Here is a 13,796-nt window from a genome sequence, read left to right on the forward strand (position 1 = left end):
GGTGGAGCACCGGGCCATCATCGGGCGCGAGGTGCCGCTGCGAACCCTCGACGAGGCGCTCGCGGCTCCACCGCGCGTCGTGCTCGTCTCCGGCGAGGCGGGGATCGGCAAGACGCGGCTGGTCGCGGAGGTCGAGGCGACCGCGGGGTGGCTGGTCCTGCACGGCGAATGCGTCGAGTTCGGGGGCGAGGAGCTCGCGTTCGCGCCGGTCGTCGCGGCGCTGCGGGATCTGCCCGCCGATTGGCTGGCCGACTGGCTCGACGGCCTCTCGTCGGAGGCTCGCGGCGCGCTGGCCGCGGTGTTGCCGCGCGAGACGCCGGGAGGCGGCGGTCCGGGCCGTGTGCTCGAGCTGGTCCTCGACCTGTTCACGGCGCTCGACCGCCCGGTCCTGCTGGTGCTGGAGGACATCCACTGGGCGGATCCCTCGACGCTCGCGCTGCTGGCCTTCCTCGCCCGCAACCTCCGCTCCCAGCGGATGGTCGTGCTCGCGACGTACCGGGTCGATGACGAGCTGCCGGCCGCCGTGCGGCGCCTGGTGGGGGAGCTGCGGCGGCGGCGCGCCGTCGTCGCGATCGAGTTGGCGCCGCTGACCCGCGACGACGTCGCCCGCCAGCTCGAGGCCATCGCGGGCGGGCCGGTGCCGGCAGCGTTGGCCGACGAGGTCCACGCGCGGGCGGGCGGCAATCCGTTCTTCGTGGAGGAGCTGTTCGCGGCCGATTCGGCAACGACGCTCGCCGAGGCCGTGCTGGCGCGGGTCGCTCGGCTCGATCAGGGCGCATTGTCGGCGCTCGCCGCAGCGGGCGGGCGCGCGTCCTTCGCGCTGCTCGAGGCGCTCGGCGTCGCGCCCGACGCGATCCGCGCCGCCGTCGACGCCGGCGTGCTCGTCCGTGAGCGCGAGGGGGTCGCGTTCCGGCACGGGCTGATCGGCGAGGTGGTGTACGAGCGGCTGCTGCCGAGCGAACGCGTCTCGCTGCACCGGGCGATCGCGGCCGAGCTCGACGATCCCGCGCAGCGCGCGCACCACTGCCAGCGGGCCGGCCTGCGGGCGGAGGCGCTGGAAGCGTCGATCGAGGCCGGGCGCCGCGCCGCGGCGGTGTTCGCGTACGCGGAGGCGGCGATGCACTTCGAGCGCGCGCTCCAGTTGGGGCCGCCGACCGTCGATCTGCTCGACCGCGCCGCGCAGGCGGCGCGCCACAGCGGCGATCCCGAGCGGGCGGTCGCGCGCTGCCGCGAGGCGCTCGCGCTCGAAGCCGAGCCGGGTCGGCGCGCACGGCTGTACGAGCGGCTCGGCGAGTACCAGTTCTGGGACGACTCGGCCGCGCTCGCGTGCTACGAGGAGGCGCTGCGGCTGGCGCCCGGCGATCCGCGGGTGCTGGCGGCCAAGGGCCACGCGCTGATGGGGCTGCGGCGCTGGGAGGAGTCCCGCGCCTGCTGCGAGGCCGCGCTCGACGCGGGCGCCGCGCCGCGGATCACGCTCGCGGTCGTGCTCACGTTCCTCGGTGACGCGGAGGCGGGTGAGGCGCACGCGCGCCGTGCGCTCGAGCTCGCGGCGTCGGGGGAGGAGACCGCCCGCGCGTACCTGCACCTCGGTGAGGTCCTGCGCGTGCGCGGGGACCACGCGGGCGCGCTGGCGGCGATGGTCGACGGCGAGCGCGAGGCCGCGCGGCTCGGGCTGCGCGGCTCCTTCGGGCACTTCATGTACGTCAACGGCGCCGACGACCTGCTGCGGCTGGGACGCTGGGACGAGGCCGCCACGCGGGTACGGGAGGCGGCGCGGATGGACCTCTCGCGGACCGCGAGGCCGTTGCGGCGCGGAATCGCCGGCCAGCTCTTCGTGGCGCGGGGCGAGCTCGAGGCGGCGCGGGCCGAACTCGACGCGGCCGCCGACGACGACCTGCCCGCCGAGTTCCGGACGCCGCTGGCGACGGCGCGGGCGATGCTCGCGCTCGCCGAGGGGAACCCGGTCGCCGCGGCGGTGCACGTCGACGGCGCGCTCGGGGGCGTCGAGGACCCGTTCTACACGGCGCCGCTGTACGCGCTGGGCGTGCGCGTCGAGGCCGAGCTGGCCGAGCGGGAGCGGGCTCACCGGCGGGCGCCGGGCTTCGAGCGCGCGCACGCGCTGCTCGCGCACCTGGAGGCGCTCGCGGGGCCGCCGGACTCCGTGGCGCACCTCGCGCTGGCGCGCGCCGAGGCCGCGCGGGTCGCCGGTTCGCCCGCGCCGGAGCTGTGGGAGCGGGCGGCGACGTTGTTCGACGCTCTGGCGGAGCCGTATCCAGCGGCGTACGCGCGGGTGCACGGCGCGGAGGCGACGCTGCTCGCGGGCGGCGCGAAGGCGGCCGCCGCGGAGGTCCTCGGCGCGGCGCGGGAGGTCGCGGAGTCCCTCGGGGCGGTCCCGCTGCGGGACGCCGCCGAGGCGCTCGCGCGGCGGGCGCGGCTGGACATGCGCGCGGCGCCGCCGGCCGCGGTGGACGAGGATCACGCGGGATTGACATCGCGCGAGGTCGAGGTCCTGCGGCTGCTGGCCGACGGGTTGACCAACCGCGAGATCGGCGAGCGGCTGTTCATCAGCTCCAAGACCGTCGGCGCGCACATGGCGCACATCTACGCCAAGCTCGGCGTGCACTCGCGCGTCGAGGCGGCTGGGCGTGCGCGACAGCTCGGGGTCTGAGCGATCCACCAAGGGCTGGATCGGCCTCACCCCATGGGGGCGGCAGGTGGGCACCTTGGGCGGGTCGTGAAGGGGCGTCCGCGAGAGGAACGTGCAGCGCGTCACCGGCGTTCACAAGGGACGCCGGACGATCAGGAAGGCCCCTCATGTCCTCCACCACGATCGGGCGTCTGTGCGCAGCCGCCGCGGTCTCGCTCGCCCTGTTCGTCGTCGCCACCGGCGCGACGCCCGCGGGCGCCCAGACGCACGCGAAGGTCCAGGCGCACGCATAAGTAGGGCGTTGCCGGCCGCGAAGATCGAGCGTTCGCCCGATGTGCGCCTGGGCGGGCGTCCATAGCGTCGCGACCATGCGCCCCTCTCTCCTCAGCCTCGCCGCCGCCGTCAGTGGCACGGCGGCGGCGCTGGTCTCCGCGGCGCCCGCACTGGGCGCCGACGCCATCTACGGCGGACCGACAAGGTCCGGTGCGCCGATCGTCGTCAAAGCCGACTCCAAGGCGCAACGCCTGAAGTCGGTCACGCTCTACTGGTCCGCCAAGTGCGGCGACGGAAGCTTCTTCGACGGCGGCGGGCAGCTGACGCCGGCCGTGCCGGTCGAAGGCTTCGCGCCCGGAAGGCGCGAGCTCGCCGTCTCCCGCAACGCGAAGGGCCGCTTCGAGGGCCAGCAGATGTACGCCCTGGACGGCGGAGCCAACATCGCCGTCATCCAGGTCAAGGTGGCCGGCAAGCTCGCCGCCAAGCGGGCCAGTGGCACGCTGTCGGCGATCATCAAGATCGCGGACAAGGCCACGAGCGCGGAGGTCACCTCCTGCCAGTTCGACACGTCCTGGGTCGCCACCCGCAAGCCGGGCACCATCTTCGCCGGCACGACGTCACAGGACCGCCCGATCGTCCTGAACACCTCCACCACGGTGGTCAACGACGTGATCACCGCCTGGTCCGCTCCGTGTGGCGGGGACGCCGGCTACTTCAGCGGCCCCGATCACTGGGGCGGATTCAAGATCAAGTCCACCGGCAGCTTCGGCAATCCCTTCAGCAACGACGCGACCGACCCGGACGGCACGAAGGTCCACTGGGACTACGCCGTCGCGGGCAAGGTGCGCCGCGCGGACGCGAAAGGCACCCTCCAGGTGAAGGTCACCACGACCGACCCGGCCGGCGCCGTCACGTCCTGCGACTCCGGGAACGTGACCTGGAAGGCCGCCACCGGCTGATGCGCCAATAAAAGGCCAAGGATGCGCCAAGCTCGCGTCGGCACAGTCCCGTCCGCGGCGGGCAGCTCCCCCCCGAGCCTGCCCGCCGCATACTCGTCGGATGTGGGCTTACGCGATCAGCGCTCCCGGCCGCTTGGAGCGCGTCGAGGTGGACCGGCCGTCGGCGGGTGAGGGCCGCGTGCTCGCGCGGCTGCTCGCGGGCGGCATCTGCGGCTCGGACCTGCCGTCGTTCATCGGCCGCCGCAACACGTTCGTCGACTTCTACGGCGAGCCCGGCTACCCGCTGCACGAGGTCGTCGGCGAGGTCGTGGGCGGCGCGCTGCCCGTGGGCACGCGGTTCGTCGGCTGGGCCGAGCACCATCTCGGCCTCGCCGAGTACTTCGTCGCGCGGGTCGACGCGATCACGCCGATCCCGGACTTCACCGACGTGCAGGCGACGGTCGTCCAGCCGCTCTGCACCGTGCTCCACCAGCTCGACCGGGCGGGTGACGTGCGTGGAGCGCGGGTGGCCGTGGTGGGCCAGGGGTCGATCGGGCTGCTGTTCTCGCACGCGTTGAAGGCGCGGGGCGCGGCGTGGGTGACGGGGGTGGACCGGGTGGATCGGTCGGACGTCTCTGCCGCCTTCGGGGTCGACGAGGCCGTCTGCGAGGACGCGGCGGCGTGGTCTTCGGTGAGCGGCGACGCATTCGACCTGGTCGTCGAGGCGGTCGGCCACCACGCGGGCCCGCTCGAGGCCGCCGTGACCGCGCTGGCACCCCACGGCACGGTGCTCGCGTTCGGCGTCCCGGACGAGAGCCACTACGCGTTCCCGTTCAGGACGTTCTTCCGCAAGCACGCGACGCTGATCGCGGGCGCGGCCACCGATCGCGCCAACGCCCTGGCGCGCGCCCACGCCTACCTGCTCGAGCACCGCGCGCTCCTGGACCCGTACGTCACCACCGTCGTCGGGGTCCACGAGGCGCAACGGGCCTTCGAAACCGCGCTCGTCCCGTCGGCGGGGCGGATCAAAGTCGTCCTTGATGGCAGCATGTAGCCGTGGCCGAGCGATTCACCGCCGTGCTCCACGAACGACACGTCGTCGTGCCGCTCGACGTCCGTGCACTGTGGGGCGAGGCACGCCCACCCGTCAAGGGGACCGTGAACGGCGTCGAGTACCGCTCGCGCCTCTCGGTCTACGGCGGCGAGACCATGCTCGGCCTCACGAACGCGTTCCGTGCGGAGGCGGGCATCGCGGCGGGTGACGAGGTCGAGGTGACGATGGAGCGCGACGACGCGCCGCGCGAGGTCGAGGTCCCGCCGGCGTTGGGGCGACGACTCGACGGCGATGACACCGCGCGCGCCGCCTTCGAGAAGCTCTCCTTCACCCACCGGCGCGAGTACGCGAACTGGATCGCCGAGGCCAAGAAGGAAGCGACGCGCGAACGGCGCGCCGGCAAGGCGATCGAGATGTTGCGCGAGGGCGTTAAGACACCAGGCTGAACGCGGCCTCGGCCGAGTCGGTCAGCTCGAGACCGTCGGGCGAGTCGACCCACATGTAGGCGTCGTGCTCGTCGGAGAGCGTGACCGTGCCGATCGCGCTGGTGATGTAGACGTGCTCACGGACGCGGCGGCCGCGCGGGGAGATCATCTCGCGGCAGGAGACGCGGCGGCCCTGGGCGAGCATCAGGCCGGTCTCTTCCTCGAGCTCGCGGGCGAGGGCCTTCATCACGCGCTCGCCGCGGTCGACCTTGCCGCCGGGGAGCTCCCACAGGCCGGGCATCGTGTCCCACGAGGCGCGGCGGACGAGCAGCACCTTGCCGTCGGACTCGACGATCGCGCGGGCGACCGAGAGGTCGATCCGGGTCTTCGTGAACGTCGGCATGCCTTGGTGATCGGCAGCGACGCTCTTGAGCCTGAGCGACCGATGGTCAGCGAATGTACTTGCGCGCCCGTCGCGGGCCGACCGGTTAGCGTGCAGGGCGATGACTTGGACCAGCCGCGAGATCCGGCTCGCTTCACGCCCGGTCGGCGAGCCCCAGCTGTCCGACTTCGAGCTCGCTGAGGTCGAGATCGGCGATCCGGACGACGGCGAGGTCGTCGTCCGCAACACGTTCATGTCGGTCGACCCGTACATGCGCGGGCGCATGAACGACGCGCCGTCCTATCAGCCGCCGTTCCAGCTCGGCGCGCCGCTGGAGGGCGCGGCGGTCGGGGAGGTCGTCGCGTCGCGCCACGAGCGCTTCGCCGAGGGCGACGTCGTGACCCACCAGCTCGGCTGGCGCGAGTACGCGAAGGTCTCGCGCGGCCTGCGGAAGGTCGCTGCGGAGGGCATCCGGCCGAGCGCCTTCCTCGGCGTGCTCGGCATGCCCGGCCTGACCGCCTACGTCGGGCTGCTCGACATCGCCGAACTGCGCGAGGACGACGTCGTGTTCGTCAGCGGCGCGGCGGGCGCGGTCGGCTCACTCGTCGGCCAGATCGCGAAGCTGCGCGGGCACACGGTGATCGGCTCGGCGGGCACCGCGGAGAAGGTCGCCTGGCTGCGGGAGATCGGCTTCGACGCCGCGTTCGACTACCACGACGGCGTGAAGGACCAGCTCAAGGCCGCCGCTCCGGACGGCATCGACGTCTACTTCGACAACGTCGGCGGCGAGCATCTGGAGGCCGCGATCAGCCGGCTGCACACCCACGGCCGCGTCGCCCTGTGCGGGATGATCTCCGCCTACAACGCGACCGAGCCGCCGGCCGCGCCGCGCAACCTCATCCAGGCCGTCGGCAAGCGCCTGACCCTGCGCGGCTTCATCATCCTCGACCACTTCGACCGGCTGCCGGCGTTCCTCGGCGAGATCGCCCCGGCCGTCGCCGCCGGCGAGATCAAGTTCCGCGAGACGATCGTCGAGGGTGGCGTCGACGCTGCCCCGCAGGCCTTCCTAGACCTGCTCCACGGGGCGAACGTCGGCAAGATGCTCGTAGCGGTCGGGTAGCAGCGCGCAGACCTCGACGCGGTTGTCGTGGAAGATCGCGCCGCCGGCCATGTCGGCGTCGCGCTCCTCGACGGTCGCGTTGACGTTCGCGCCGCCGCGGACGTGCTTGAGCCAGTAGCCCTTGGTCGAGGCGATCACGCCGGGCCGGACGCGGTCGGAGACCTCGACGTCGGCTTCGAACCCACCGCGCGCGTTGTGCACGTACGCGCGGTCGCCGGTGCACAGGCCGCGCTTGGACGCGTCCTCCGGATGGATCTCGATCCTCGGGCCGCCGGCCTTCTTCATCAGGTCCGGCTTGTTGGCGAACATCGAGTTCAGGAACCAGTGGCTCGCGGGGGCGATCAGCGCCAGTGGCGCGTCGCCGGTCTGGGCGGGCGGGACGTAGCCCGGGAGCGGGTCGTGGCCGTCCTCTCGGGCCGTCGTACTGAAGAACTCGAGCTTGCCCGAAGGGGTCGGGAAGCCGTCGGTGAAGGGGACGTAGGGCGTCGGGTAGTCCAGGCGCATCGAGCCGTGCTCGACCAGGTGGTCGTAGTCGTCGCCGAGCAGCGTGCGGGCCATCGACTCGTCGTCCTCGTAGAGCGCGGGCTCGGTCAGGCCCATCGCCTTGGTCAGCCGCCGGAACGTCTCGGTGGTCGAGAGCGCCTCGCCGGCGGGTGCGACCGCGGGCCGGTTGAGGTGCACATACATGTGCCCGTAACCGTCATTGACATCGAGATGCTCGGTCTGCATCGTCGCGGGGAGGACGATGTCGGCGTAGTCGACGGTGTCGGTCGGGAACTGCTCCATCACGACCGTGAACAGGTCCTCGCGCATGAGGCCTTGGCGGACGCGGTTGGAGTCCGGGTTGCTGCTCATCGGGTTGGCGCCGTAGATGACCAGTGCGTGGACGTCGTCCTGCGCCAGGTGCTTGCCCATCAGTGTCATCGAGAGCGTGCGGACGGGTTCGGTGAGCAGGTCGTCCCTGAAGATCTCGTGGATCGGCGGCGCGAATCGCCCGCTCGTGCTGTACGACGCGCCGCCGCCCGGGTACTGCCAGTCGCCGGTGACGCCGGGCAGCGCGTAGAGGAGCCTGAGCGCGTTGCCGCCGCCCGCGTGGCGCTGCATGCCCATCGTGCAGCGGATGCCGGTCGGGCGGGTGGTGGCGATCCGCTCGCCGAGCGCGACGATCGTCGCCTCGTCGATGCCGGTGATCTCGGCGGCTTGTGCGGGCGTGAAGTCGAGGATGCGCTCTTTGAACTCCGGCCAGCCGACCGTGTGCTTCGCCAGGTACTCGCGATCCTCGGCGCCGCGGCTGACGATCACGTTCAGCAGACCCAGCGCGAGCGCCGCGTCGGTGCCGGGGAGCGGCGCGATGTGCTCGTCCGCCTGCGCCGCCGTGCGCGTCCTCAACGGATCGATGGCGACGATGTGCGCGCCCTGCTTGCGCGCCTTGAGGATGAACTTCCACAGGTGGTGGCCGCTCGTGAGCGTGTTCGTGCCCCACAGCAGGATCAGCTTCGAGTGCTGGAACGTCTCCGGGTCCATCCCGGCCGCGGTGCCGGTGACGTAGGTCGCGCCCTGGCGGCCGGCGACGCTGCAGGCCGTCATGTCATGGCGCGAGGCGCCGAGCACGTTCCAGAGCCGCTGCCCCGCCCGCCCCTCGAGACCCTGCACGTACCCGAGCGTGCCCGTGCCCTGGAACGGCCAGATCGCCTCGCCACCGTGCTCGTCGATGGTGCGCCGGAGGTTGGTGGCGATCGTTTCGAGGGCCTCGTCCCAGCTGATCCGCTCGAACTTCCCCTCGCCCTTGGCGCCGACCCGCTTGAGCGGATGCAGGATGCGGTCCGGCGCTCGCGTGTGGTCGAGGTAGCCGTTGACCTTCGCGCACAACGCGCCCGCCGTGAACGGGTGCTCGCGGTTGCCCTTCAGGTTGACCGCACGCCCCTCGTCGTCGACCGTCACCACCCAGCTGCACCCATCAGGGCAGTCGAGCGGGCAGGCGCCGAAGACCTCGTGCATCCCCATCAGGCTACTTTGGCCCGTGGCCATGGACCTTCCTCCCCACGCCCGCGCAGTGCTGACCGGCCCGGACTTCGTCGCCCGCACCCTCGCCGTCCGCGAGCCCGACCCGCAGCGCGCCTGGATTCTCCGCCGCCCCCGGGCGGTCCGTCGTTCATTCGTCGAGACGGTGGTCGACGCGGGTGGCGACGAGGAGCGCTGGATGCTGCTCCAGGACGACGACACCCGCCAGTCCTATGTACGGGACGTGCTGCGGGGTGAGGATCTCCAGGCGAGTTGGCTGCTCGGCCAGGCTCGCGAGGTGCGCGAGTCCTACGTCGCCGAGGTGATCGACGCGCGGTAGCGCGGCCGGCCGAGCGTCGCCCGCAACGGCGGCGCCAGCAGGACCCCGAGGATCGCGAACTGCCACGCGAACAGGGCGAGCACCACGGACGCGTCCACGCCCACGCTTGAGAACTGCACGCCGCCGCGGGCGAACACGTACGCCGTGTACGCCTCCCACGCCAGCGCGATCAGGTAGATCACCCGCACCCGCGCGGCGACGCCCGCGACCAGCAGCACGTCGAAGGTGAGCTCTTCGAGCCCGCCGGTCCACATGCTGTCGGCGAGCGCCATCCACGCGAACCGGGTCGCGAGGAGGGCCGCCAGCAGGCCGACGCACAGATTGAAGCGAGGATTCCTGACCATTGCCGCGCCAGCGTAGGGGTCTCGCGCGCGCAGTCAAGTGTTCCTGGCCGATCGTCCGAGCGCAGCGGTCAGCGCTTGCAGGACCTTCTCAGGCCGGTGGTCGACGTCGGCCTCGGTGAACCGGATCACCGTGTAGCCCGCCGCGCGCAGGGCGGCGTCCTCGATGGCGTCGTCGACCCGCGTGCGGGCGCGGCGGTGACCGGGTCCGTCGATCTCGACGACGACCATCGGCCACGTGAAGTCGACCTCGAACCCGTTGACGTTCACGTTGTGTCGCGGCTGCGGGAGGCCGGCGCCGGCGATCAACTTGCGGAAGCGCTTCTCCAACCGGCTCCGCGAACCGGCGCTGCCGCTCAGGTGCAGGTCGATCGCGGCCTCGAGGACCTTGACGCCCCGGCGACCGTTGGCGCGGTCGAGCGCGGCGCGTGTCGCCGCCAGGTCGAACTTGCCCCAGTGGGCGGCCTCGTGGATGACGTGGGCGACGTCCTCGGCGTCTTCGTCGTCAGCCAGGTCGACCAGCGTTCGTGCGACCGTCGTGACCGGGATGCCGTTCACGACCGTGAGGTCGCGAGGATCGAGGTTCCGGCACGTGCGGACGCGGAGCCCCGGCTGCGTGCGGCGATGGCCTGGAACGATGATCTCCACCTCGCGAGGCGTTCGCTTCCCGACACCCAGGAGCACGGTGGCGCAGCGGCCGGCGAGTGCGGCGCCATGACCGCCCGCGAGCACCCCCGCCATCCACTCCCCCTCGCGCGACAGACGCGGATGGCCGTAGGCGTACACGCCGCGGTACTTCCGATGCAGGCGTCCGGAGCGCACCCATTTGGCGACGCCGGCCCGACTCAGCCCGAGTTGCGAGCTCTTGATCGCGCCGTGCTGTCTGGCGGCGATGGAGGGTGCTTCACGTTCGTTCACAGGGAGTGAACGTTCGTGCGTCACCCCCCGACGGATCTAGACGCGTTCGTGCCGAAAGACGCGCGGAACCGTTACAAAAGAGTGCACGCCCACGCTGAATGGAGAGCCCGAATGTCCTTCGACCCGTCCGGCCTGACCGCCTACGTCAACGGTGAGTTCGTCGATGCCACCAAGGCGTCGGTCTCGATCTTCGACCACGGCTTCCTCTACGGCGACGGCGTGTTCGAGGGGATGCGGGTGTTCGACGGCGGACTCTTCCGGGCGGAGCTGCACATGGCGCGGATCGCGCGGTCGGCGCGGACGATCGGGCTGACGGCGCCCGACGACCTGCTCGAGATCATCGGCGAGGTGGTGCGGCGGAGCGAGCTGCAGGACGCCCACGTGCGCCCGATCGTCGCGCGCGGCTTCGGCGGGCCCGGCATCGACCCGCGCAACTGCCCCGAACAGACCGTGATCGTGTCCGCGTACCCGTTCCCGCCGTTCCTCGGCGCCGACCCGATCAAGCTCTTCACCAGCGCTGTGGTCCGCAAGGCGCCGCGCTCGCTCGGCGCGCACGTCAAGTCGCTCAACTACCTCGACGCGATCGTCGCCAAGCAGCAGGCGGGCGAGCTGGGGATGCACGACGCGGTGATGCTCGACCACCTCGGCGCGGTCGCCGAGTGCACGGGGGCGAACCTCTTCATCGTCGTCGGCGACACCGTCGTCACGCCCACCACGCGGGCCGCGCTGCCGGGCATCACGCGCCGGACCGTGCTCGAGATCTGCGCCGAGGAGGGATTCGCCACCGAGGAGCGCGACGTCTGGCCCGCCGAGCTGCACTGCTGCGACGGCGCGTTCGTCTGCGGCTCCGGAGCGGGGATCGTCCCGATCGGGTCCTTCGACGGGCGCCCGGTCGTCCAGCCCGACCACCCGATCATCGCGCGCATCCAGGACGCCTACAAAGCGCGCACGCGTGCCGCCGCCTACCGGACGGAGCTCTACATTGCCGTCTCATGAGGTTCTTCGTCACGGTGCTGGCGCTCTTCGCGCTGCTCGCACCGCAGGCAGCAGCCGCCAAAAGCGGGCGAATCGAGACATTCGCCAAGCGCGACGCGCTCACCCACGGCATCGCGGGTGACGAGCGCTACGTCTTCGTCACCGAGCCAGGGATCGGCGTCCAGACCGCCGGCGCCCGCGTCGTCGCGCTCGACCGCGACACCGGGAAGGAGGTCGCCGCGTTCCCCGCGCCCGAAGGCGGCTTCAAACTCCCGTTCACGCTGCGCGTGCCGCGCTCCGGCCACCTGGTCGTCCTGGACAGCGGGGGGTTCCCGCCCGTCGGACCGCCCGTCGTCTACGACTACCGCTACAGCACCAAGCGCGGCGCGCTGAAGGCCACACTCACCCGCACGACGAGCTTCGCGGGCCTGCCGCTGGCGTTCGCCGAGGACGTCGAGGTGCTGCCGAACGGCGAGTACGTCGTCTCGGAGTCGATCTTCGGCGGCCTCTGGCTGATCGGCCGGGACGGCAAGATCCGCCGCGGCCTCGTCCCGGACGACGGGGCGCCGGCGCTGCCGGGCCTCGGGCCGTGCCAGTACACCGGCGGGCCGCTGATGGTCGGCGACCTCCCGTTCGCGGCGCCGAACGGCTTCCTGCCCGGCGCGGGCTCGCTCACGGTGCGTGGTCTCAACCTCTACCTCAGCTCGACATGTCACGGCGGCATTCAGCGCCTGCCGATCAGCGTGCTGCTCGATTCGGCCACGCCGGCGGCCGAGCGGGCGAAGAAGATCGTCGACGTCACGCCGAAGATCAACCCGATCGAGAGCCTCAAGGGGATCACCTTCAACCGCTGGGATCCGAAGGACCCGTGGATCTACTCGGGCGACCCGTTCAGCCTCAAGCTGATCCGCGTCAACTCGCTCACCGGCAAGCGCCAGGTCCTGAGTGACGACGCCCGGCTGTTCAACTTCACGGTCGGCGCGGCGTTCCTGCCGCCGAAGCGCCACGGTCAGAAGAACCCGCTCGTGACGACGTCCGACCAGGAGTACCGGTGGGCGCCGACCAACGCCGCGATCACGGCCGACGCGTTCCAGCTGCCGTTCATCATGGCCGAGTACTGGCCGAAGCGCTAAAGCGTCCGCAGACGGGTCAGCACGGCGTCGAGCGCGGTGCTGACCTCGTCATAGACCCCGGCCTCGGTGAGCGTGCGCTGGAAGTGCTCGTTGATGCCGCCCACGGTGGCGTGCTCGCGGGCGAGGTGCGCGAAGTCGTGGCTGGTCTCGACCGCGTCACCGAGGGCGGCGAACACGGCGGCGAGGTAGCGGCTGGCGTCGTCGGCCGCCACGCCCTGTCGGGTCAGCCACCCGCTGACGGTCCGCAGGAACTCGAAGTGGGCCGCCATCGTGGCGCTGGCGACCGCGAACCCGTCGTAGGCCTCGATGTCGGGGACCTCGACCGCGCTCCCGAGCCGGTCGAAGAGCGCCCTCGCGATCGGTTGCGGCGGATGGATGGGCGTCACGCCGGAGTGGCGGGCGACCGCGGGCAGCGGGATGCAGCGGCAGACATCGGTCGCGGGCGCGATCAGCCGCTCGAGCTCGTCGATCGAGATCCCCGCCATCACGCTGATCACGACGTGGTCGTCGCGGAAGCGCAGGTCGCTCACGACCGCGCGGGCGATCTGCGGGCGCACGCACAGCAGGACGACCGGCGCGGCGTCCAGCACGGCCTGGTTGTCGGCGGCGATCCCGACGTTCGCGTAGCGCTCCGCCAGCGCGGCGCTGATGTCCGCGCTGCGCGGCGACAGGGTCAGCGCCGGCGGGTCGTCGCTCTCGCTCAGCCCGACCACGATGGCCTCGGCGATCGCGCCGACGCCGACCAGTCCGTACGCACTCATACGAGGCGGGCGGGGGTCATCCGGTCCGCGAGACCGGTGAGGAGGTCCGCGGCATGCTCGAGGCCGTCGTCGTCGCAGCTGCCGAGCGCGGCGGCGAGCGCCTCCTGGCGAGCGGCGTGGATGCTCTGCAGCGCCTCGCGGCCGGCGGGCGCGATCGCGATGATCGAGACCCGCGCGTCGACGGCGTCGGTCGTGCGCTCGACCAATCCGTCCTGCTCGAGGCGCTGCAGGCGCGGCGTGATCGACGACGTGTGGACGCCTTGGCAGGTGGCGATGTCGGACACGCGCATGGCGCCACGGGCATCGAGATACTCGAGCAGCGACCAGGACGCCGGCGCCAGGTCGTGCCCGGAGCGCTGCGCCAGGTCGCCGAGCGTCTCGCGGTCGTTGAGCCAGCCGAGCAGGGAGACGAGCGCGCGTTCGAGGCGTTCGAGCGTCAGGGGATCGGGCACGCGCCGAGGGTACCGCAGGTAGATAGTTTGGACGTC

The 13,796-nt window shown here is 72.1% G+C and carries 15 protein-coding genes; 9 read left to right on the forward strand and 6 right to left on the reverse strand.

Annotated features, from left to right (window positions below; genetic code table 11):
• Position 1 precedes the first annotated feature (1 nt).
• From G569_RS65950 to G569_RS0112740, 5 genes are all read left to right on the forward strand, one after another.
• A complete protein-coding gene (locus tag G569_RS65950; RefSeq protein WP_028063689.1) occupies positions 2-2,668 on the forward strand; it encodes a helix-turn-helix transcriptional regulator in 2,667 nt (888 codons plus the stop codon).
• A 146-nt stretch (positions 2,669-2,814) separates the two neighbouring features.
• Complete coding sequence (locus tag G569_RS65955) at positions 2,815-2,940, forward strand: hypothetical protein (protein ID WP_306765008.1); 126 nt, start codon at positions 2,815-2,817, stop codon at positions 2,938-2,940.
• Positions 2,941-3,015: 75 nt separating this feature from the next.
• Positions 3,016-3,879 carry a hypothetical protein gene (locus G569_RS0112730; RefSeq protein ID WP_157591996.1) on the forward strand — a complete coding sequence of 288 codons (864 nt, stop codon included), beginning with the start codon at positions 3,016-3,018 and terminating at the stop codon, positions 3,877-3,879.
• A gap of 100 nt (positions 3,880-3,979) precedes the next feature.
• Positions 3,980-4,912, forward strand: coding sequence for a zinc-binding dehydrogenase (locus G569_RS0112735; protein ID WP_028063691.1), 933 nt, complete (start codon positions 3,980-3,982; stop codon positions 4,910-4,912).
• A 2-nt stretch (positions 4,913-4,914) separates the two neighbouring features.
• The gene (locus G569_RS0112740; RefSeq protein ID WP_064750339.1) at positions 4,915-5,358 is read left to right on the forward strand and encodes a YdeI/OmpD-associated family protein; all 444 of its coding nucleotides are present in this window, start codon (positions 4,915-4,917) and stop codon (positions 5,356-5,358) included.
• On the opposite strand, the gene G569_RS47910 is transcribed toward G569_RS0112740, so the two are convergent.
• On the reverse strand, positions 5,342-5,740 hold the full coding sequence (locus G569_RS47910) for an NUDIX domain-containing protein (protein WP_053226279.1): 399 nt from the start codon (positions 5,738-5,740) through the stop codon (positions 5,342-5,344). The genes G569_RS0112740 and G569_RS47910 overlap by 17 nt on opposite strands.
• Positions 5,741-5,840: 100 nt before the next feature.
• Here G569_RS47910 and G569_RS0112750 point away from each other — a divergent pair, with 100 nt between their 5' ends.
• Positions 5,841-6,839 (forward strand): NADP-dependent oxidoreductase, encoded by a 999-nt coding sequence (locus G569_RS0112750; RefSeq protein ID WP_028063693.1) that lies wholly within the window; start codon positions 5,841-5,843, stop codon positions 6,837-6,839.
• On the opposite strand, the gene G569_RS47915 is transcribed toward G569_RS0112750, so the two are convergent.
• Complete coding sequence (locus G569_RS47915) at positions 6,786-8,837, reverse strand: molybdopterin-containing oxidoreductase family protein (RefSeq protein WP_037496432.1); 2,052 nt, start codon at positions 8,835-8,837, stop codon at positions 6,786-6,788. The two genes, G569_RS0112750 and G569_RS47915, sit on opposite strands and share 54 nt — an antisense overlap.
• Positions 8,838-8,865: 28 nt before the next feature.
• Here G569_RS47915 and G569_RS0112760 point away from each other — a divergent pair, with 28 nt between their 5' ends.
• Positions 8,866-9,180, forward strand: coding sequence for a hypothetical protein (locus tag G569_RS0112760; protein WP_157591997.1), 315 nt, complete (start codon positions 8,866-8,868; stop codon positions 9,178-9,180).
• On the opposite strand, the gene G569_RS0112765 is transcribed toward G569_RS0112760, so the two are convergent.
• Complete coding sequence (locus tag G569_RS0112765) at positions 9,150-9,524, reverse strand: hypothetical protein (RefSeq protein WP_028063695.1); 375 nt, start codon at positions 9,522-9,524, stop codon at positions 9,150-9,152. The genes G569_RS0112760 and G569_RS0112765 overlap by 31 nt on opposite strands.
• A 33-nt stretch (positions 9,525-9,557) precedes the next feature.
• Positions 9,558-10,439 carry a type IV toxin-antitoxin system AbiEi family antitoxin domain-containing protein gene (locus G569_RS0112770; protein ID WP_028063696.1) on the reverse strand — a complete coding sequence of 294 codons (882 nt, stop codon included), beginning with the start codon at positions 10,437-10,439 and terminating at the stop codon, positions 9,558-9,560.
• A gap of 111 nt (positions 10,440-10,550) precedes the next feature.
• Here G569_RS0112770 and G569_RS47920 point away from each other — a divergent pair, with 111 nt between their 5' ends.
• The gene (locus tag G569_RS47920; protein WP_053226280.1) at positions 10,551-11,435 is read left to right on the forward strand and encodes an aminotransferase class IV; all 885 of its coding nucleotides are present in this window, start codon (positions 10,551-10,553) and stop codon (positions 11,433-11,435) included.
• The gene (locus G569_RS0112780) at positions 11,432-12,547 is read left to right on the forward strand and encodes a hypothetical protein (protein ID WP_028063697.1); all 1,116 of its coding nucleotides are present in this window, start codon (positions 11,432-11,434) and stop codon (positions 12,545-12,547) included. The genes G569_RS47920 and G569_RS0112780 overlap by 4 nt, the downstream gene beginning before the upstream one ends.
• Here G569_RS0112780 and G569_RS0112785 read toward each other — a convergent pair.
• Positions 12,544-13,308, reverse strand: coding sequence for a pyrroline-5-carboxylate reductase (locus tag G569_RS0112785; RefSeq protein ID WP_028063698.1), 765 nt, complete (start codon positions 13,306-13,308; stop codon positions 12,544-12,546). The two genes, G569_RS0112780 and G569_RS0112785, sit on opposite strands and share 4 nt — an antisense overlap.
• Positions 13,305-13,760, reverse strand: coding sequence for a MarR family winged helix-turn-helix transcriptional regulator (locus G569_RS47925; protein WP_037496254.1), 456 nt, complete (start codon positions 13,758-13,760; stop codon positions 13,305-13,307). Before G569_RS47925 ends, G569_RS0112785 begins: the two co-directional genes overlap by 4 nt.
• Positions 13,761-13,796: the final 36 nt, after the last annotated feature.

Origin of the sequence: Solirubrobacter soli DSM 22325, assembly GCF_000423665.1 — a bacterium.
GTDB lineage: Bacteria > Actinomycetota > Thermoleophilia > Solirubrobacterales > Solirubrobacteraceae > Solirubrobacter > Solirubrobacter soli.

Bases quoted from the DNA above. Each gene is read 5' to 3' on its own strand.
- G569_RS0112780 (WP_028063697.1), top strand. From the start codon at position 11,432: ATGAGGTTCTTCGTCACGGTGCTGGCGCTCTTCGCGCTGCTCGCACCG.
- G569_RS0112750 (WP_028063693.1), top strand. From the start codon at position 5,841: ATGACTTGGACCAGCCGCGAGATCCGGCTCGCTTCACGCCCGGTCGGC.
- G569_RS65955 (WP_306765008.1), top strand. From the start codon at position 2,815: ATGTCCTCCACCACGATCGGGCGTCTGTGCGCAGCCGCCGCGGTCTCG.
- G569_RS47910 (WP_053226279.1), bottom strand. From the start codon at position 5,740: ATGCCGACGTTCACGAAGACCCGGATCGACCTCTCGGTCGCCCGCGCG.
- G569_RS47920 (WP_053226280.1), top strand. From the start codon at position 10,551: ATGTCCTTCGACCCGTCCGGCCTGACCGCCTACGTCAACGGTGAGTTC.
- G569_RS0112735 (WP_028063691.1), top strand. From the start codon at position 3,980: ATGTGGGCTTACGCGATCAGCGCTCCCGGCCGCTTGGAGCGCGTCGAG.
- G569_RS0112760 (WP_157591997.1), top strand. From the start codon at position 8,866: ATGGACCTTCCTCCCCACGCCCGCGCAGTGCTGACCGGCCCGGACTTC.
- G569_RS47915 (WP_037496432.1), bottom strand. From the start codon at position 8,837: ATGCACGAGGTCTTCGGCGCCTGCCCGCTCGACTGCCCTGATGGGTGC.
- G569_RS0112765 (WP_028063695.1), bottom strand. From the start codon at position 9,524: ATGGTCAGGAATCCTCGCTTCAATCTGTGCGTCGGCCTGCTGGCGGCC.
- G569_RS0112785 (WP_028063698.1), bottom strand. From the start codon at position 13,308: ATGAGTGCGTACGGACTGGTCGGCGTCGGCGCGATCGCCGAGGCCATC.
- G569_RS0112730 (WP_157591996.1), top strand. From the start codon at position 3,016: ATGCGCCCCTCTCTCCTCAGCCTCGCCGCCGCCGTCAGTGGCACGGCG.